Origin of the sequence: Acididesulfobacillus acetoxydans (genome assembly GCF_902729405.1) — a bacterium.
GTDB lineage: Bacteria > Bacillota > Desulfitobacteriia > Desulfitobacteriales > Desulfitobacteriaceae > Acididesulfobacillus > Acididesulfobacillus acetoxydans.
In genome coordinates this window covers 431,913-449,815 of the sequence record NZ_LR746496.1, presented here as the reverse complement: position 1 = coordinate 449,815, position 17,903 = coordinate 431,913, and the positions used below count along the sequence as shown (strand labels likewise).

The 17,903-nt window shown below is 53.4% G+C and carries 17 protein-coding genes; all 17 read left to right on the top strand.

Going from position 1 to position 17,903, the window contains the following annotated elements; all coding sequences use genetic code 11:
* Positions 1 to 33 precede the first annotated feature (33 nt).
* Positions 34 to 1,497: a sigma-54 interaction domain-containing protein gene (locus tag MNU25_RS01875; RefSeq protein ID WP_240986689.1), complete on the top strand. Its 1,464-nt coding sequence runs from the start codon at positions 34 to 36 to the stop codon at positions 1,495 to 1,497.
* Between the two features lie 181 nt (positions 1,498 to 1,678).
* A complete protein-coding gene (locus tag MNU25_RS20415) occupies positions 1,679 to 1,831 on the top strand; it encodes a SurA N-terminal domain-containing protein (protein WP_372503593.1) in 153 nt (50 codons plus the stop codon).
* A 124-nt stretch (positions 1,832 to 1,955) separates the two neighbouring features.
* Positions 1,956 to 2,534 (top strand): Uma2 family endonuclease, encoded by a 579-nt coding sequence (locus MNU25_RS01870; protein ID WP_240983532.1) that lies wholly within the window; start codon positions 1,956 to 1,958, stop codon positions 2,532 to 2,534.
* Between the two features lie 127 nt (positions 2,535 to 2,661).
* Positions 2,662 to 2,835, top strand: a complete 174-nt coding sequence (locus tag MNU25_RS01865; protein ID WP_240983531.1) for a hypothetical protein — start codon at positions 2,662 to 2,664, stop codon at positions 2,833 to 2,835.
* A 265-nt stretch (positions 2,836 to 3,100) separates the two neighbouring features.
* A complete protein-coding gene (gene sleB / locus MNU25_RS01860) occupies positions 3,101 to 3,784 on the top strand; it encodes a spore cortex-lytic enzyme (protein ID WP_240983530.1) in 684 nt (227 codons plus the stop codon).
* Positions 3,785 to 3,796: 12 nt separating this feature from the next.
* Positions 3,797 to 5,176, top strand: coding sequence for a PepSY1/2 domain-containing protein (locus MNU25_RS01855; RefSeq protein WP_240983529.1), 1,380 nt, complete (start codon positions 3,797 to 3,799; stop codon positions 5,174 to 5,176).
* A gap of 784 nt (positions 5,177 to 5,960) precedes the next feature.
* Positions 5,961 to 7,370, top strand: coding sequence for a group II intron reverse transcriptase/maturase (gene ltrA, locus MNU25_RS01850; protein WP_240983528.1), 1,410 nt, complete (start codon positions 5,961 to 5,963; stop codon positions 7,368 to 7,370).
* 173 nt (positions 7,371 to 7,543) lie between these two features.
* Positions 7,544 to 8,008, top strand: a complete 465-nt coding sequence (locus MNU25_RS01845; RefSeq protein WP_240983527.1) for a YwiB family protein — start codon at positions 7,544 to 7,546, stop codon at positions 8,006 to 8,008.
* Between the two features lie 178 nt (positions 8,009 to 8,186).
* On the top strand, positions 8,187 to 9,872 hold the full coding sequence (gene argS, locus MNU25_RS01840; protein WP_240983526.1) for an arginine--tRNA ligase: 1,686 nt from the start codon (positions 8,187 to 8,189) through the stop codon (positions 9,870 to 9,872).
* A gap of 196 nt (positions 9,873 to 10,068) precedes the next feature.
* Positions 10,069 to 10,551, top strand: a complete 483-nt coding sequence (rpoE, locus tag MNU25_RS01835; RefSeq protein ID WP_240983525.1) for a DNA-directed RNA polymerase subunit delta — start codon at positions 10,069 to 10,071, stop codon at positions 10,549 to 10,551.
* Positions 10,552 to 10,770: 219 nt separating this feature from the next.
* A complete protein-coding gene (locus tag MNU25_RS01830; RefSeq protein WP_240983524.1) occupies positions 10,771 to 12,378 on the top strand; it encodes a CTP synthase in 1,608 nt (535 codons plus the stop codon).
* A 203-nt stretch (positions 12,379 to 12,581) separates the two neighbouring features.
* A complete protein-coding gene (locus tag MNU25_RS01825; RefSeq protein WP_240983523.1) occupies positions 12,582 to 13,730 on the top strand; it encodes a lipid II:glycine glycyltransferase FemX in 1,149 nt (382 codons plus the stop codon).
* Between the two features lie 102 nt (positions 13,731 to 13,832).
* Entirely contained in the window at positions 13,833 to 15,068 is a 1,236-nt protein-coding gene (gene alr, locus MNU25_RS01820; RefSeq protein ID WP_240983522.1) for an alanine racemase, read from the top strand.
* 15 nt (positions 15,069 to 15,083) lie between these two features.
* Positions 15,084 to 15,470 carry a response regulator gene (locus MNU25_RS01815; protein WP_240983521.1) on the top strand — a complete coding sequence of 129 codons (387 nt, stop codon included), beginning with the start codon at positions 15,084 to 15,086 and terminating at the stop codon, positions 15,468 to 15,470.
* Positions 15,471 to 15,573: 103 nt separating this feature from the next.
* Complete coding sequence (locus tag MNU25_RS01810; protein ID WP_240983520.1) at positions 15,574 to 16,254, top strand: hypothetical protein; 681 nt, start codon at positions 15,574 to 15,576, stop codon at positions 16,252 to 16,254.
* A complete protein-coding gene (locus tag MNU25_RS01805) occupies positions 16,251 to 17,126 on the top strand; it encodes a class II fructose-1,6-bisphosphate aldolase (protein WP_240983519.1) in 876 nt (291 codons plus the stop codon). Before MNU25_RS01810 ends, MNU25_RS01805 begins: the two co-directional genes overlap by 4 nt.
* Positions 17,127 to 17,199: 73 nt before the next feature.
* Positions 17,200 to 17,847 carry a fructose-6-phosphate aldolase gene (fsa, locus tag MNU25_RS01800; protein ID WP_240983518.1) on the top strand — a complete coding sequence of 216 codons (648 nt, stop codon included), beginning with the start codon at positions 17,200 to 17,202 and terminating at the stop codon, positions 17,845 to 17,847.
* The last annotated feature ends 56 nt before the right edge of the window (positions 17,848 to 17,903 follow it).

Below are 17,903 nucleotides of genomic sequence, written 5' to 3'. Positions count from 1 at the left end.
GTTATATAATGCAGGAGAGGACTTTTGTTTGGGGTGATGTTATTGACCGGGATAGCCCAAATCCAGTCATTCGTACAGGAATATGCGGAGGTCATAGCCCAGGTATTGGAAGTCGACGTCACGATTGTCGATGAGGAGTGTATCCGGATAGCCGGAACCGGCCCCTATAAAGCGAAGATCGGTCAATTTGTCCCTTCCGGTTCCTTGTTTCAGCGGATCGTGCAGACGGGGGAGCACGGGATTGTCCGGGACCAAGACAGGTATCCGGCCTGCCGGAATTGTGCCATTGCGGCTGAATGCCTGGAATTAGCCACGATGGGTTTCCCCGTGGTTAGAAAAGGCAAACCGATCGGCGTCATCGGTATTATGGCTGTGAATCGGGAGCAGAAGGAAAAAATCATAGGGTCTTCGGATAGGTTGACTGATTTTCTTACCCACATGAGCAGCCTGCTGGAAAGCAAGCTTGTCTTGGTGGAAGCAAACCACAGGCTTCAAGATCAAGTGCAGGCGGCAATGGAGGTTATCGGCCACAACCGGTCTTTTGGTACAATGCTCGGACAATCGCCGGCCTATCGGCGTTTGGTCGAAGAGGCCGTTCGGATTTCGACAGGAACCTCGACGGTCTTAATCCGGGGAGAGAGCGGCACGGGTAAGGAATTGCTGGCTAGGGCTATTCACAGTGCCGGTGAGCGCAGCGGCGGGCCCTTTGTCGTGGTCAATTGTCCTTCCCTGCCCGATAACCTGTTGGAAAGCGAGCTTTTCGGTTATGAGGGCGGGGCGTTCACGGGAGCGAGTCGGGGCGGCAAACCCGGTAAGTTTGAACTGGCCCAGCACGGGACGATTTTTTTAGATGAAATCGGAGATTTGCCGCTTTCTCTTCAGCCTAAACTGTTAAGGGTCATTCAAGAGCGAACCGTGGATAGAATCGGCGGCAGGGAACCGATTCCTGTCGATGTGCGGGTGATATCCGCAACCAACCGTAATCTCGAAAGTATGGTGGAAAGCGGCGCTTTCCGTGCCGACCTCTATTACCGCCTTAACGTCATCCCGCTCTTCGTTCCTCCTTTGCGGGAACGGCAGGAAGATATAGAGCTTTACCTGTACTATTTCCTGCGGAAATATGCCCAAAGGCTGGGGAAAAAAATTAGGGAAGTTGAACCAGGCCTGGTGCAATGGTTCAAGGATTATCGTTGGCCCGGGAACGTGCGCCAACTGGAAAACGTGGTAGAGTACTTGGCCAATATGGCTCAGGGTGATAAAGTCAGTTTCGCCGAGATGCCCTACAATCTGGTTGACAATAATCTGATCGACAAAGAAAACCTTCCCCCCTCCTCGGGGTTAAGCTTAGAGCAGAGAGTGGCCGAATTCGAAAAAGGTCTTTTGGCCGGGTATTTGCCAAAGGGCGCCTCCTTGGCGGACAAGAAGCGTGCGGCGAAAGAATTGGAAATCAGTCTGGCAACTCTTTATCGCAGGCTGGAGAAATACGGCCTGTTGTGAAAGAGGCCGGAGGTGCGGTTTCTGAGACTCATTTTTCACGGTTCTCTTAGCACTAGCCTTAACCGGCTGCTCGATGAACACTGTTACTGTCCACGGCGTTTCTGTCCCGGAGTCAGCCATCAACCGCATCGTCGCAGCCCAACACTTCCAGGGCCCATCATCGAAGTAACAAGAGGCGGCCATCCGGGCAAACGTTCTCCAAGATATTGTCAACCAGGTTCTCCTGCTCCGAGAGGCAGAGAAAGAGGGAATCACGGTATCTGATCAAGAAATAGACCGACTACGTGAAAGACATTTCCTCCCGCTTTTCCAAATCCGAAACTTGTGGTATTAGGTGGTCCAGGTGCGGTGAGTGATTCGGTTGTTAACCAAGTAGTAGAAATTATGTCCGGCCCTGGTAAAAAGATGTGCAACTAGATGTGAATGGATATAATTTAGAATAAAAAGGAGTTGAGTTTATGCCGATACGGGAACCAAAGGAGAAAAATACCTATGCAGATTATCTGACCTGGCCTGAAGATGAGAGATGGGAGATCATCGATGGAGTGCCTTATATGCAGTCCGCCCCGACCTGGCAACATCAGAGCATATCCGGTGATCTGTACAGACAAATTTCAAATTACTTGGTTGATAAACCGTGTAAGGTATTTGCTGCGCCCTTTGACCTTTGTATCCCCGAAAATGATGAAAAGGACGAGGATATTTCTAATATCATCTCCCAACCTGATATCGTTGTAGTTTGCGATGAAAGTAAGCTTAGAAAAACAGGCTATTTTGGCGTGCCATCACTTATCATTGAAATTTCCTCACCGTCAACCGCAAGGAAAGATAAGCTTATAAAATTTAATAAATTTGAAAAGGCTGGAGTTAGAGAATATTGGATTGTCGAGCCTGAAAATAAGCTGATTAGTGTTTTTACTTTGCAGGAAAACAATAGATATGGAAGACCAGAGGTATATTCAGAAGAGGATCAAATTAAAGTAAATCTTTTCCCAGAACTCACAATAGATTTAAAGTCAGTCTTTCCAAATATTTAACGAGGCTCAAGGGGGGGAGCTTAGTAAAGAAGGAGGAAGCCGGACTTCGCAGAAATGACGAACATGTTGCAGGAATGAGAAGTCCGTTTGTTACAGCAATCCGGGGGTCGACAAGCAACTGACCACTTTGGCGACTGAAACGGATCTACAAAAAGCCATTCCCGGTTATCGGGCGGTCGAGAAAGAAATTCTTGCCGCTGGGGCGGTTGTGCCGCTTTACCATGATGAGGAGTATTTCCTGGGTCAGCCCGGGGTTCATAACGCCGAGTTGCATCCCGTTTTTGTCTATTTCTACTACTAGACCATGTGGATCGACCAGAAAGCGGAGCAAGCGGCTGTGAAGTGATCTACCGCTGATGGGCAGCCTCCGGCAAACCCCCCTGGCCGCGCAAGAAAGACAGAATCTCGTTAAGGGGCGACTTATAGGGTGGTGCTCTTAGATCTCTGAGGGCACCGCCCTTAATCACGTTTTTAAAAAACGAGAGTTGCGTTTTGAAAGGTAATTCCGGATAATCGCGGTACCCTTAAGCCACACTAAGGGAGAAATCCAAAAGTGAGGTGAGGGTATGCTTAGTCGCAGACGTTGGGGCATAACGCTTGGTATCGTCTTGAGTCTCATTCTCAGCACAGTGGCCTTTGGGGCTTTGGGTGGCCGGCTTTTGTCGCGGGGTACCAACGGTCCGGATGTGCGCGAGATGCAGGCCAAATTGATTCAGCTGGGTTATCCGGTCGGACCGCTGGATGGGAAGTTTGGCCCCAGAACAGAAAATGCGGTGCGCGAGTTTCAACAGGGCCATGGTCTGAAAGTGGACGGAATCGCGGGACCCAAGACGATCGGAGAACTCAACCGTTTGACCGGAAGCAGCACCAATGCGTCCGGGACAGCGCTGGGGAACAAGAGTGCCGATGTCAACCTGCTGGCCCACATCGTGAACGGGGAAGCGCGGGGGGAGCCGTTCATCGGGCAGGTGGCCGTGGCGGCGGTCGTCCTCAACCGGCTTAAGAATCCGGCTTTTCCCAAGACCATCGCCGGGGTAATTTATCAACCGGGGGCTTTTTCCAGCGTGAGCGACGGCCAAGTCAACAAACAGCCTACGGCTTCCTCGATTCGAGCCGCTCGCGAAGCGCTTTCCGGGGTTGATCCTTCTCACGGTGCGCTCTATTTCTTCAACCCGGCTAAGACGAACAACCGCTATATTTGGTCTCGGCCGGAGATCACCAAAATCGGCCAGCAGATTTTCACGAGTTAGGAGGGAGATCATATGCGCGATCGGATGCGCAAGGCTTGGCTCGGCACTTTAGCAGTCGCCTTGCTGGTTTCTTTGGCTTGGGGTGTCAATGAATACCAGGCGGCTAAACATTTCCGGACCGCTCTGGATGTTCAGCACCAGCGTTCACTGCAGGGATTTGCCGGTCACCTGGACCAACTCGATACTGACCTGGCCAAGGGTGCGGTGGCGGGGTCCGCCAATCAGCAGGTGCTCTATCTGGGTCGTGTCTCCAGTCAAAGCGAGGCGGCTAACCACGACTTAGCTCAATTGCCGGCAGACCAAACGGGTCTAAGTTATGTGGGGCAGCTTTTGGCTCAAACGGCGGCTTTCGCCAATTCCCTGTCTCAGCGCGTAGCGGTGGGAGGGGCGATTTCGGCGGGTGAGGCTAAAACCCTCGGCGATATACACACCAGGGTTATCCAGGTCAACCGCAAGGTACAAGATCTGCTCGTCCGCAGCAATACGGAAAACCTGGCCTGGACAAGCACTCCTGCCCGATTCAGTCTTGCCGGGATTTTCGGTCGGACTCAGGTGGCCGAGGCGGCGGCCGAAGGGCAGGCCGGGTCGGCTCCCCGCTCTGTGCGCAACGGTCTGGAGCAATTGGACGCGAGTCTGGAAAAGTTGCCTCCGCTCAAGTATCAGGGTGAGTATTCTACCCGTTCTGTCGCCAAACCGCTGGGTCTGCCGGCGGGTCAGGTCACTCGGCAGCAGGCTCAGACTGTGGCTCAAGATTTTCTCACTAAGGCCGGGTACCAAGGCCTGGTGCCGGTGCCCGCGGGTGAGACGAAGGGGCCTTTGGCAGCCTATACGTTTACCGCTAAGACCGCTTATCTTGAGGTCAGCCGCCAGGGAGGTGTGGTGCTGCTCTTCCGCGATCAGAGGCCGATCGGGACCCGCACCCTCAGTGTGGCGCAGGGGAAGAGCAAAGCGGCGGCCGTTCTTCATGCAATGCATTGGAATCTGGCTTTGACCTCTGTGCAGGATGACGGGTCCTACATCCAGTTGGAAGCGGTCAGCGAGGAAAATGGAATCTATTATTACCCGGACAAAGTCCGCCTGATGGTAGCCTTGGACAATGGTCAGCTTGTCGGTTATGATGCTACGGCTTACTGGGCTTTCCACCATACCAGGAGTTTTCCGGGTCCGCGCGTCACCTTGCCGGAGGCCGAAAAGAAACTTCCTGCCGGCTTCAGCCTTACCTCCACCCATCTCGCGGTTATTCCCAGACCCGGGAACCGAGAGGTATTGTGTTATGAACTGCGGGGGCGATATCGGGGTGAGGAATATCTGATTTACGTGGATGCGCTCAACGGCAAAGAAGAAAAGATCGAACGGGTTATTTACACCCCGCGGGGGGAATTTATCCAGTAGCTCGGCGCGGATACACTCAGCCATGGAAACGGGGGAGTGCTCCTCCCGCTTTCCTTAGCAGCCCCGCGCGGACACGCCCAGCCGGGAAAACGTGATTATTTCCCGTTCTGGGTCTGAAGACAGCTTGGCAACGGTCAAGCCGAGATAGGGTGGTTCCGGGAGCGGCAGGCCATGAGGCTGCTCCCGGTCTGCGTTATTGGACCGGTTTGTCCGTCGTATTGCACTTTAAAAAAGATTTTGCGCTCTCCAACGCTCTCTCTGAAGAGAATTCTGTGACGACGGCACAATCAGTGATCAGGGTATCCACGGGTTGTGCCCTTTCAGAACAGAACTCCCTTGGCGGTTGCTTCCGGCGCGACTTTTGCTATACTACTATATAATGGTGCGCCACGCATGACGATTAACTTGACGGTGAAAGTCCGTTATGGGGGTATGTAGCGACCAACCATTAGCTCAAGGCAAGGGTGTCCATTGCGAGATGGAATCTGAAGGAAGCCGGCGGCAAAGTTCCGCCCCGAGGAACACGAACAATATTAGGCGCGAAATGTGGGGTAAGACTGCCATACAAGTTGAAGCCCAAAAGCTACACGGACACGTCAGCGTAAATGTTGCGGGGACATGGAATGAAAGTGAATCGTCTTACCGTGGGAGGCCTCACGGACGGGTGGAAACGGAGTAAGAAGCCCGGTTGAAACAAGATTTGTCGTGAGGAGTCAGCAGAAGCCATAGTACAGAGGTGTCCCGGACACCGACGGAAGGGCGGAACCAAAGGAGGTGTGGGTCAATGAAAGTTACCGAAGGTGGTAATTTAAAACACAGACAACTTTGCTTTAAAGACTATCTGCAAAGGTCATCTGCGGAACAGAGAGAGTATGCAGAAGTGTGCGTGCCACCCAGGATGACCAAAACCGACAACACCAACACAGACGAGCAGACAGAGAAACTGCTAGAGGAAATTCTCAGCGCCGAGAACCTTAATCGAGCCTACTACAGAGTGAAGGGGAACAAAGGCGCGGGTGGAATCGACGGTATGCAGGTGGACGAACTTCTACCCTACCTGAAAGGACACAAGGATGAACTTTTGCAAGCCCTCTGGGACGGGAAATACCGTCCGAAACCCGTACGGAGGGTAGAAATACCCAAAGAGAACGGGAAAATGAGAAAGCTGGGAATCCCTACCGTCGTGGACAGACTGATCCAACAAGCCATAACCCAGGTCCTTTCGCCAATCTTCGAAAGGCAATTCTCAGACAACAGCTATGGGTTCCGACCTCAACGAAGCGCTCACGACGCGCTAAGAGCATGTCAAAGGCATATCACAGAAGGCTTTGTCTACGTCGTGGACATGGACTTGGAGAAATACTTTGACACGGTCAACCAAAGCAAACTCATCCAAATCCTCTCAGACACCATCAAAGATGGACGAGTCATATCCCTAATCCATAAATTCCTCAGAGCAGGGATTATGGTGGACGGACTATTTGAAGAAAGTCCGGAAGGCGTACCCCAAGGGGGGCCCCTTAGTCCCTTACTTGGAAACGTCATGCTAAACGTCTGTGACCACGAGCTAGAAAAGCGTGGGCATCGCTTCGTACGCTACGCGGATGACATGATGATTTTCTGCAAAAGCGAGAAAGCGGCCCGGCGAACGCTAGACCATATTGTTCCTTATATCGAAGGGAAACTATTCCTCAGAGTCAATAAGGAGAAAACAAGCGTGGCACACGTGAGGAAAGTCAAGTATCTGGGATACGGCTTCTACATCCACAAAGGAAGAGGACGACTGAGAATCCACCCGAAAAGCATCCTGAAGCTAAAGGACAAGATCCGGAAAGTCACCGGACGGAGCAACGGGATGGGAATCGAGGAGAGAAAGGCAAAACTCAATTACATCATCCGAGGATGGACCAATTACTTTAAACTGGCAGACGCCAAAGCGTTACTCGGAAAGATGGACGAATGGCTACGAAGTCGAATTCGGATGGTCACATGGAAACGATGGAAGAGAGTACGCACACGATACGCGAACTTGCAGAAGCTTGGCATCAAGAAGGAGCAAGCATGGATGTGGGCAAACACAAGAAAGGGCTATTGGCGAGTAGCCCATAGCCACATTTTGACAATGTCCTTATCCAACAAACGCATCGAACGCGCAGGATACCCCAGTTTTAGTCAATGCTACTCTGCCAAATAACGTGTAAACTTTGGAGGCGCCGTATACCGAACGGTACGTACGGTGCTGTGGGAGGTCGGCTGGCCAATTAATGACCAGCCTCCTACCCGATTATTTAGTAAGCGGCAGCCGGAATTGGCTAAGTCGGGCCCGCAGGCCCCGGTGCGGGGAGAGGGCTTGGAAAGGAGGGGCATGTGGAGAATTCGGATGCGGACGGGAGGATAGCGGGCAAAAAGAACGTCTTGATTAGAGTCGTCGGAACACAGGGATTCTCTGAAGGAGAAAAAGATACGCTGGAATTTGTCACAACAGGTGCGTTTTACGAGCGGCAGGGGGCCTTTTATTTGCTGTACCGCGAATCGGAAGTCACCGGTATGGCGGGAGTCACAACTTCCCTCCGCATCGAAGGAAAGCATATTGTCTTAAACCGCATGGGAAAGGCGGAGCTGAAACAGGAATTTCAGCCGGGGATTTTGCACCGGGGGAGATATGTCACGTCTTTCGGAACACTTTGGCTGAGCGTGTTGACAACCAAATTGGAATATGACTTGACAGTTGCGGGGGGACGTATTAGTCTAGAATATGATCTTTTTGCAGATGATGCCTTAGTGAGCCATAACGGCCTGGAAATCGTAGTGAACTCGTTCGGCTTACGCTGAACATCGAGACTTCGGTGACGATAGTCTCCGGTGGAGACTATCGCCGTAGGCACAGAGCGTGAAATTATGCTTTTGTGCCGAAGGATGGAGTCTACCCCCACCGAAGCGGGGTACGTGGGACCCACTCCCACTTGTAGAAGTGGGAGTCTTACGTTTGGATAAAGGAGGAGCTTCCTCGATGAGTCTCTATGCACGGATAGCCCATAAGATTGAGCGCAATTTGGCGGAAGCGGCTGCGAAAGCTAAGACTCAAGGTGAGTTGAATTTCGGGGAATTACCTTCTTTCGTTTTAGAAGAGCCGCGTGAACGTCAGCACGGGGACCTGGCCACAAATCTGGGCATGGTTCTCGCCAAGCAGGTTAAGCGTTCGCCTCGGGAAGTCGCCGAAATCTTAATCCGCCATTTGGAGACGGAGAATACTTGGATAGAGTCCTCAGAGATTGCCGGTCCCGGTTTCATTAACTTCCGGCTTAATCCGCGTTGGCTGGGCGGTGTCATTCCCGAAGTTTTGCGGGAAGGGAAGGCCTATGGACGGGTGAATCTGGGGCGGGGAGAAAAGGTTCAAGTGGAATTCGTCAGCGCTAATCCGACAGGGCTCCTCCATATGGGCAATGCCCGCGGAGCGGCTCTTGGAGACAGCCTGGCGTCTCTGTTGGAGATGGCCGGCTATGAGGTGAGCCGTGAATTTTACATTAATGATGCCGGCAATCAGATTCACAATTTTGCCCTTTCTTTAGAAGCGCGCTATTTTCAGATTCTGGGACAGGATGCCCCGATTCCCGAAGGCGGGTACCATGGTGAGGATCTGTTGGACACTGTTCAAAGGCTGATTGATCGGGACGGTAGTAAATATTTAAGTATGGATGCGGGGTTGAGGCGGGAATTTCTCGTACGCTACGCCTTGGCGGAAAAGATGGGGCAGATCAGGGAGACGCTCAAAGATTTTGGAGTGGAGTATGACGTTTGGTTCAGTGAACAATCCCTGCATGATTCCGGGTTCGTCCGTTCCACCATGGAGGAAATGGAGAAAAAGGGTTATATCTACGAGAAAGAGGGGGCCCTTTGGCTGAAGTCCACCTTGTTCGGGGACGAAAAAGATGAGGTTGTTGTGCGCAGTAACGGAATACCGACCTACTTTGCGGCGGACATTGCCTATCACCGGAACAAATTTGAACGCGGCTTTGATCAAGTGATCAATATTTGGGGGGCAGACCACCACGGGCATGTGGCAAGGATGAAAGGCGCGATGGCGGCTTTGGGCATTGCTCCGGAACGCTTGCAGATCATTCTCATGCAGTTGGTGCGTCTGATCCAGAACGGCGAAGTCGTGAGGATGTCCAAACGTTCCGGTCAGTATATCACCTTGCGCGAATTAATGGACGAAGTGGGCAAGGATGCGGCCCGTTTCACCTTTATTCTGCGCGACCCGGATTCCACCGTGGAATTTGATCTGGATTTGGCGAAATCCCAATCCGCTGATAACCCGGTCTACTACATCCAGTATGCTTATGCCCGCCTTTGCAGCATTTTGCGCCAGGCCGGCGAAATGGAGTCAGAGGCGGGGATTCCCGGCGAGCGGGAATTGGAACTCCTTCTCGACAGTCAGGAAGAACGGGCTCTTTTGAAAAAGATGGCGGATTTTCCCGATGAAATTTCTTTGGCGGCCCGACTGCTGGAACCTCACCGCCTGGCGCGCTATGTGCTTGATTTGGCCGGGCTTTTTCACACGTTTTACAACAGCCACAGGGTTTTGGTCGAGGAAGAGGATTTGCGCAGGGCGCGTCTGGCTTTAATTCGCTCAACCCGACAGGTCATTGCCAATGTTTTGGGGATTTTGGGTGTGTCTGCGCCGGAACGGATGTAAACCTTTGCTTTGTTAATGTAAACCTTTGCTTTGTTAAGTGTAAACCTCTGCTTTGTTAATGTAAACCTTTGCTTTGTTAAGTGTAAACCTCTGCTTTGTTAATGTAGACCCCTGCTTTGTTAAGTGTAGCCCTCTGCTTTATTAATGCAGGTCTCTGCTTTGTTAATGTGTATATTTAAGGAAAGGCGGTGGAATTTTGGCGCAATCTTTTGACCAAGGGAAGCTCTCCGGCACCGATATTGCCTATGAACTTTTGCAAAGCCACGGTCGCCCGATGAACTATCGGGATTTGATCGGGCTGATTCTGCAGAAAAAGGAACTGCCCGAGAGTCCGGAACGGATATCCGCCATGCTGACCCAAATAAACCTTGACACCCGTTTTGCTTATGCGGGATCAGGGGAATGGGGTTTGAAGGTTTGGCTTCCCACTCGTACTTCAAAACGTATGCCTTCCATCACCCTGATGAATAAGTCTGTTGCTTATGATGATGAAGATACGGCTAAAACGTCTCTCCCGGACGGGGAGGATCCGGAAAACGGGGAGCATCGTTATGAGGGCGAAGGGGATCTGGGCGAGGCGGAAGATGCTTTGGATGATGAGGAGGATGAAGATCAGGAAGACACGGAAGAGGAAGATGAGGAGGAAGAAGACGGAGGCGGACCTAAAGGCCGGTGGTAAGGGAGACCTCGCCGAAGCAACAGAAGCGGCAGGTTGGTTCTTGACAGGTCTTTTGAATAAGGCTAGAATACAAAGCAATAGGAAAAATAATGCTAGTGCGGTTGGACGGACTAGCTTTTTTTGTGTGTCTTAGCCGGGTCGTGTATTGGATCGGCACATTCCACCGTAAGGCCAAGACGCGGAAAAAGGGAAATTAGAAGTGAGAAAGGAAAAACACAGATGACGACCAAGTTTATTTTTGTGACCGGAGGAGTGGTCTCTTCTTTAGGCAAAGGAATTACAGCCGCCTCATTGGGCTGTCTGCTCAAAAACCGGGGGTTCAAAGTGGCGATTCAAAAGTTTGATCCCTATATCAACATCGATCCCGGTACCATGAGCCCTTATCAGCACGGTGAAGTCTTTGTCACGGATGACGGGGCGGAAACCGATTTGGACCTTGGGCACTACGAACGGTTTATTGACGTGCCTTTGTCGCAAAACAGCAATGTGACCACCGGGAAGATTTACTGGTCGGTCATTAACAAAGAGCGCAAGGGGGATTTTCTGGGCGCGACGGTTCAAGTGATTCCCCATATTACGAATGAAATCAAGGAGCGGATTTACCGGGTGGCCAGGGAAAGTCATCCGGATATCGTGATCACTGAGATCGGGGGCACTGTGGGTGATATCGAGTCCTTACCGTTTTTGGAGGCCATACGCCAGATGCGCACAGACATCGGGCACAAGAACATTATCTATATCCATGTTACTTTAGTACCCTATCTGGCGGCTTCGGGAGAACTCAAGACCAAACCCAGTCAGCATTCAGTCAAAGAGATTCGGGGGATAGGGATCCAGCCGAATATCCTCGTTTGCCGAACCGAGCACCGTTTGTCTGCCGACATGGTGGACAAGTTGGCTCTCCTTTGCGATATCGATGGGGACGCTATTATTCAGGCCGTTGACGCCCCAACCATTTATGAAGTACCCTTAAATCTCCAGGCAGAAGGGCTGGACGAGATCGTCCTGAAGCGTTTTGAAATAGAGGCCCCGAAGGCCGATATGACGGAATGGCGTCAGATTGTCGAACGCATCAAGTCCCCCAAGCTCGCTGTGGAAATAGCGATTGTGGGCAAATACGTCGAGCTTCCCGACGCCTACCTGAGCGTGGCGGAAGCCCTGCGCCATGCTGGGACCGAACATGGAGCCAAGGTCAATATCCGCTGGATTAATTCCGAAGAGGTGGAAAACGGGTCGGTGCAAGATTTTCTCAAAGGGGTTGCGGGTATCCTCGTCCCCGGGGGTTTCGGCAATCGGGGGATAGAGGGGAAAATCCAGTCCATTCGTTACGCTCGCGAGAACAAAATTCCGTTTTTGGGAATTTGTCTGGGCATGCAATGTGCGGTTATTGAATTTGCGCGCAATGTCTGTGGCTTGGAGAGGGCCAACAGCACCGAGTTCGATCCTGATACTCCCTACCCGGTTATTGACATTCTGCCCGAGCAAAAGGATATTGAGGACAAAGGGGGGACCATGAGACTGGGGATCTCGCCTGCCAAACTGATCGAAGGGACACATGCCTACGAGGCGTACCGGGATGAGGTGATCTACGAGCGGCATCGCCACCGCTACGAGGTCAACAACCAGTTTCGTGCCGATCTTGAGCAGGCGGGACTGAAGTTCTCCGGCACCTCGCCGGACGGCCGTCTGGTTGAAATCACGGAACTTCCCGATCATCCTTGGTTCACGGCTTCCCAATTTCACCCCGAGTTTAAGTCACGTCCCAACCGTCCGCATCCGCTTTTTCGGGGCTTCATTCGCGCCGCTCTCGATCAGGCGGGTCGGTAGCACCGGTGTCAGGCGCTTCATTTGGGCGTCAACAGCCCTGGGCGCCGGAAATCAGGGCCGCGACCCTTACAGGATGAAGATAGCCGTGCGGACGAAACCGGCTCTAAGGGTCGGAAATAGCGGGGGCAGGACTAGGGAGACCGGGATGAAGGCAAGACTTGTGATAGGAACAGTTTTTCCCGCAGGAATGGAGGATTCGGGGCATGGCCTATGCCGCAAAATGGATTAATGAAAATGAACGGGTGCGCTTCGACGATTTTTTAGCTCAACACCCTAAAGGACACGTTTTGCAGACCTGGGAATGGGGAGAGATCAAGAGCCGTACGGGCTGGCGGCCTTGGCGGCTGCTGCTGGAAGAGGGCGGAGAGATTAAAGCGGCCGCTTCGGTGTTGGAGCGGAAGCTTCCGGTGCTGGGAATGCCTATTTTTTATGTTCCGCGCGGCCCCGTCCTGACTTGGCATGATCAGGAACTCTTCGATGCGGTGCTGGGGGCGATTAAAGGGTTGGCGAAAAAGAGGGGTGCGATCTTTCTGAAAATCGACCCGGATATCCCCTCCTCCGACCGGGAACCGGAGCAGTTTTTGCGCAGCCGGGGTTTCCGTTCGGCGGAAACGGGTAAGGGTTTTGAGGGGGTACAGCCAAAATATGTATTCCGCCTGGACATAACCCCGGAGGAAGAGGAACTGCTGGCCGGGATGCATCAAAAAACGCGCTATAATATCCGTTTAGCTAAAAAAAAAGGAGTGCAGATCCGACGCGGGGAACGGGCGGATTTGCCCGAATTTTACCGTGTGCTCAAAGAGACGACCGAAAGAGATCGTTTTCTCGTCCGCGCTTATTCTTATTTTGAGGATATGTTTGATACCCTGGTACCGGCTGGCTTGGCGGAACTTTTCATAGGTGAGTACCAAGGTCAGGTTGTGGCGGGAACCCTAGCCTTTACCCTGGGGGACAAAGCTTGGTATATTTATGGGGCGTCTTCCAACAGCCACAGAAATGTGATGCCAAATTACCTAATCCAATGGGAAATGATCCGCTGGGCCAAGTCTCTGGGCTGTACGATGTATGATTTCCGGGGCGTCCCCGGGCATTTAACGGAGGACAACCCCCTTTACGGGCTTTATCGGTTTAAGAAAGGCTTCAACGGCGAGTATACCGAATTTATCGGGGAGTGGGATTTGGTCTGCCGGCCATTCGTCTACTTTCTCTGGCGGCACCTGGAGCCGGTCGTCTCCGATCTCATAAAGGGCCTCATCAGCCGGCTGCGCCGCCGGAGAGGCGGCTCCGGGAAGAGTGGGCAGGAGAGAACGAGCGGCGAGGTGAAGAATGGCCTAAGTCGCGCTCGGCGGTAGTGTCTACAGGACACCGCCGCGATCTTTAGCTTTAGCCGAACGAGTTCACCGATATGGTGCCGGGAACGTGAAAACTGTCTTAGAGGCGGAAGGGTGAAAGATATGGCGCGGGCATGGATCGAAGTGAACCTTGACGCAGTCGCCGCCAATTACCGGGCCGCGGTTAAACTTTTGCGGCCCGGGTCGCGCTGTATGGCTGTGGTCAAGGCGGACGGCTATGGACTGGGGGCGGTTCAGGTTGCTCTCGTGTTGCAGGAATGCGGGTGCCAAGCGTTTGCCGTGACCTCGGTCGAAGAAGGTTTGGTGTTGCGTGAGCACGGGGTCAAAGGGATCATTCTCGTCTTAGGGCCGAGTATGCGTACCGAATGGACAGCGGCTCTTTCCTCGGGTTTGCAGCTTAGCATTTCCGATCAAACCTCCGTCGCTGAATTGGATGCTCTCGCCGGCAAACTGGGAGTGCGGGCGGAAATTCATATTAAATTGGAAACAGGAATGGGGCGCACGGGCTTTCCCCCGACGGAGATGGAAAAGCTCGCTTCCCGACTGCGGGAGGCCGAAAATCTGGCGGTTATGGGGGTTTATACCCACTTTGCCCGGGCGGCTCAGCGGGATCGCACCTACACGGAACGGCAGTACAAGGTTTTTCTTGACGCAACGGCGCGCTTGGCAAGCGCCGGAGTGCGGCCGCAATGGAAACATGTGTGCAACAGTGCGGCTTTTTTGGACTTTCCCGACTGGCATCTGGATTTTGTCCGTTTAGGCACGCTTTTGGTCGGGCATTTGCCCGGAGCCGGTTTTCACGGGCGTGTCACGCTCCGGGACCCCTGGGCGGTGAAATGCCGGGTGCTGAGTGTGCGCCGTGTGGCTAAAGGTACGTGCGTTGGCTATCAGAGCACTTACCGGACCGGGGCAGAGACCCAGCTGGCGGTGATCCCCGTGGGGTATGCCGACGGGTTCGGTCTCGAACCCCGCCTGGTGCCGCAAGGCTGGGTGGACTTGCTGAAAATTATTGTTAAGAATTTGGCCCTCATGTTCGGGGTAGTGCTGGGCCGGGAAAAGGTCAGTTTGTGCGGGCGCACGGTGCGTGTGGCCGGGAAGATCGGCATGCAGCTGACGATTCTGGACGTGGGCTTGGATGAATGCCGCCCCGGGGATGAGGTGTGCCTTCCTTTACGCAGGACGTCGGCGAATCCCCGGCTTTTGCGCCTGTACCTGCGTGAGGGAAGAATATTTGCGGAACGCCGCTTGAAAGAAGGATTTTCCCGAGTTGACCAAGAATACCCTATGCTGAGAGATGATCCGGCCGGGATGAACGGGAAAGCGGATACTGCGGACTGAAGGGGATGACAGAAATTGGCAAAGGTTCTGGTAGTGGATGACCAGCTGGGCGTGCGGCTGCTCCTCTACGAGACGTTTCGGGAGGATCGGCACGAGGTGGAGATGGCGGCGAACGGCAGTGAAGCAATCCGGTTGGCTAGGGAATTTGGCCCGGATTTAATTCTGATGGATATGAAAATGCCCGGCATGAACGGGGTGGAGACATTGCGGCAAATTCGGTCTTTGAATATATCGGCCCAGGTTATGATGATGACCGCCTATGGGGACATACATAACATGCAGCAGGCCAGGGAGTTGGGGGCCGTTCATTATTTGACGAAGCCGTTCGACCTATTTGAACTCCGTGACAGGGTCGCCGAGATTCTCGGGGGAAAAGGGCAAGAGTTCCCGGCGGGCGGCTGACAGAATCCTTGGGGGTCCGCCTCCTACGTTTGGCAGATTTCGGCGAGTCGGCAGGAAATTTTAAGTGAGTGCCGAAGTATATGCTAGAAAGAGGTGGAAGTCAATGATTCTGGCGACGAATGCAACGGTTGCAATTCAGTGTCCCCGCTGCGGGCAGTTGGAGTTTCAGGCTCTGTCGCTTTTTGCGCTGGCGGGGAGAGAAAGGATCAGGCTGGCCTGTGACTGCGGCGCCCCTATCCTCGACCTTGCGAGCAGCGACCGCCGGCAATTTAATATATCTTACCAATGTGCTTTTTGCGGGGAGAATCACTATCTGAGGGTTAACCGGAAAGTCATCTGGGGTAAGGAGGTATTGCCCCTCATTTGCCCGGAGATGGAATCATCGGTAGGATTTATCGGGCCCAAACAAAAAGTGGCCCAGGCTTGTCAGGAACGGGAGAAGTCTATCGGTGAATTGGCGGCGGAATTAGGTTACGAAGAAGAGTTTGAGAACCCGGAGGTTATGCTCAAGATCCTCGACCACCTGCACCGCTTGGCCAAGGAAGGAGAGCTTGGCTGCCGCTGCGGCAACAAGCAGCTTTCTTTTGAGCTCCTGCCGGATCGGATAGAACTGTACTGTGAATATTGCGAGGCTCTGGGAATTATTCATGCCGACAATGCCGATAATATCCAAGCGGTGGAGGGCATGACTTCGCTCTATTTGGAAGAAAATAAGACGTGGCAAATCAACCGTCCTGTGCGGGGGCAACACTTTGCCAAAACCAAAGAGGAGGAACACATATGAGTCTGGTCCCCGTTACCGGGCTTCTGCGGGAAGCTCAAAGAGGGCACTATGCTGTAGGGGCGTTCAATTGCAACAACATGGAGATTGTGCAGGCGATCGTGGCCGCCGCCGAAGCCGAGCAGGCTCCGGTTATTATTCAGGCGAGTCAGGGGGCGATTAAATACGCGGGAGTTGACTACATCGGAGCCCTGGCGCGTCTGGCTGCCGAAAGGGCGAACGTTCCCGTGGCCCTGCATCTCGATCACGGAACGGGCTTCGCCCAGGTCATGCAATGTGTACGCAACGGCTTTACCTCGGTGATGATTGACGGCTCGAAGCTGCCCTTGCCGGACAACATCGCACTGACGAACAAGGTGATAGAGGCTGTCCGTCCTCTGGGTTTGTCCGTGGAAGCGGAGTTGGGGAAGATCGGGGGGACGGAAGACGATATCAGCGTGACGGCCAGGGATGCGCTGTTTACCGACCCTGAGGAAGCGGCCGAGTTTGTTCGGGCTACCGGGGTGGATTCCCTGGCGGTGGCCATTGGGACGGCTCACGGCCGCTACCAAGGCGTACCCAAACTCGATTATGAGCGCTTGCGCAGGATTACAGCCCGGGTATCGGTGCCGATTGTCCTTCATGGTTCTTCGGGGGTTCCGGATGAAGCGATCCAAGAGGCGATTGCCTTGGGTGTCTGTAAAGTGAATATCGATACCAATATTCGGGAGGCCTTTGTTTCGGCAGCCCGCGGGGTTTTGGCGGAGAATCCGGGGGAAATCGATCCGCGCAAGGTTTTGGGACCGGCCAGGGAAGCGGCAACGGAGGTTATTCGGGGGAAAATACGGATATTCGGGACGTGCGGAAAAGCCCGCAACGGCCTGAACATTGCCTGAGGCCGTTGCGGTCGGGGCACAAAATATATGGCGGCGGCCGGTTCGGCCGCCGCTTAAGAATGAGGTGGCAAAAATGGAGTTTTTCTTGGACTCGGCTAATCTGCAAGAAGTGAAGGACGCCTGGGACATGGGGGTGATTGCGGGGATCACGACCAATCCCAGCCTGGTGGCCAAAGAAGGAGAGGATTTTCATAGCCTGCTGGGCAAACTGACGCACATCGTTCAGGGTCCGATCAGCGCCGAGGTCATCGCCCTCGATCACGAAGGTATGCTCAAGGAGGCCCGGGCCTTGGCGGGGTTTCACGAGAATATCGTCGTCAAGATCCCAATGACGGAAGCGGGGCTGAAAACGGTCAAGGTTTTAGCTGCCGAAGGCATCCGGACCAATGTGACTCTGATTTTCTCAGCGGTTCAGGCCTTGTTGGCGGCCAGGGCGGGAGCGGCCTACGTCAGCCCGTTCTTGGGCCGGTTGGATGATATCGGGGAGAACGGACTGAATCTGGTGGCCGATATTGCTGAGATTTTCCAAGTCCATGGCTTGGGGACCAAGATCATCGCGGCCAGTATCCGCAATCCGGTACATGTTACCGAAGCGGCTAAATTGGGCGCGCATTTTGCGACCGTTCCTTTTGCGGTCCTCAGGCAGTTGTTCCGGCACCCCTTGACCGAAGCGGGCATCCAAAAGTTCCTGGCGGATTGGAAAAAGCTTGAACAGAGGTAAAAAGTATGGCACAATAAGGCTGTGGCGGGGAAAATGTGAAGCATAATTTGCCCTGA

Coding starts and splice junctions, on each gene's coding strand:
- sleB (WP_240983530.1), top strand. CDS start 3,101: ATGCTTAGTCGCAGACGTTGGGGCATAACGCTTGGTATCGTCTTGAGT.
- MNU25_RS01810 (WP_240983520.1), top strand. CDS start 15,574: ATGATTCTGGCGACGAATGCAACGGTTGCAATTCAGTGTCCCCGCTGC.
- MNU25_RS01825 (WP_240983523.1), top strand. CDS start 12,582: ATGGCCTATGCCGCAAAATGGATTAATGAAAATGAACGGGTGCGCTTC.
- MNU25_RS01855 (WP_240983529.1), top strand. CDS start 3,797: ATGCGCGATCGGATGCGCAAGGCTTGGCTCGGCACTTTAGCAGTCGCC.
- MNU25_RS01870 (WP_240983532.1), top strand. CDS start 1,956: ATGCCGATACGGGAACCAAAGGAGAAAAATACCTATGCAGATTATCTG.
- MNU25_RS01805 (WP_240983519.1), top strand. CDS start 16,251: ATGAGTCTGGTCCCCGTTACCGGGCTTCTGCGGGAAGCTCAAAGAGGG.
- MNU25_RS01830 (WP_240983524.1), top strand. CDS start 10,771: ATGACGACCAAGTTTATTTTTGTGACCGGAGGAGTGGTCTCTTCTTTA.
- alr (WP_240983522.1), top strand. CDS start 13,833: ATGGCGCGGGCATGGATCGAAGTGAACCTTGACGCAGTCGCCGCCAAT.
- ltrA (WP_240983528.1), top strand. CDS start 5,961: ATGAAAGTTACCGAAGGTGGTAATTTAAAACACAGACAACTTTGCTTT.
- fsa (WP_240983518.1), top strand. CDS start 17,200: ATGGAGTTTTTCTTGGACTCGGCTAATCTGCAAGAAGTGAAGGACGCC.
- argS (WP_240983526.1), top strand. CDS start 8,187: ATGAGTCTCTATGCACGGATAGCCCATAAGATTGAGCGCAATTTGGCG.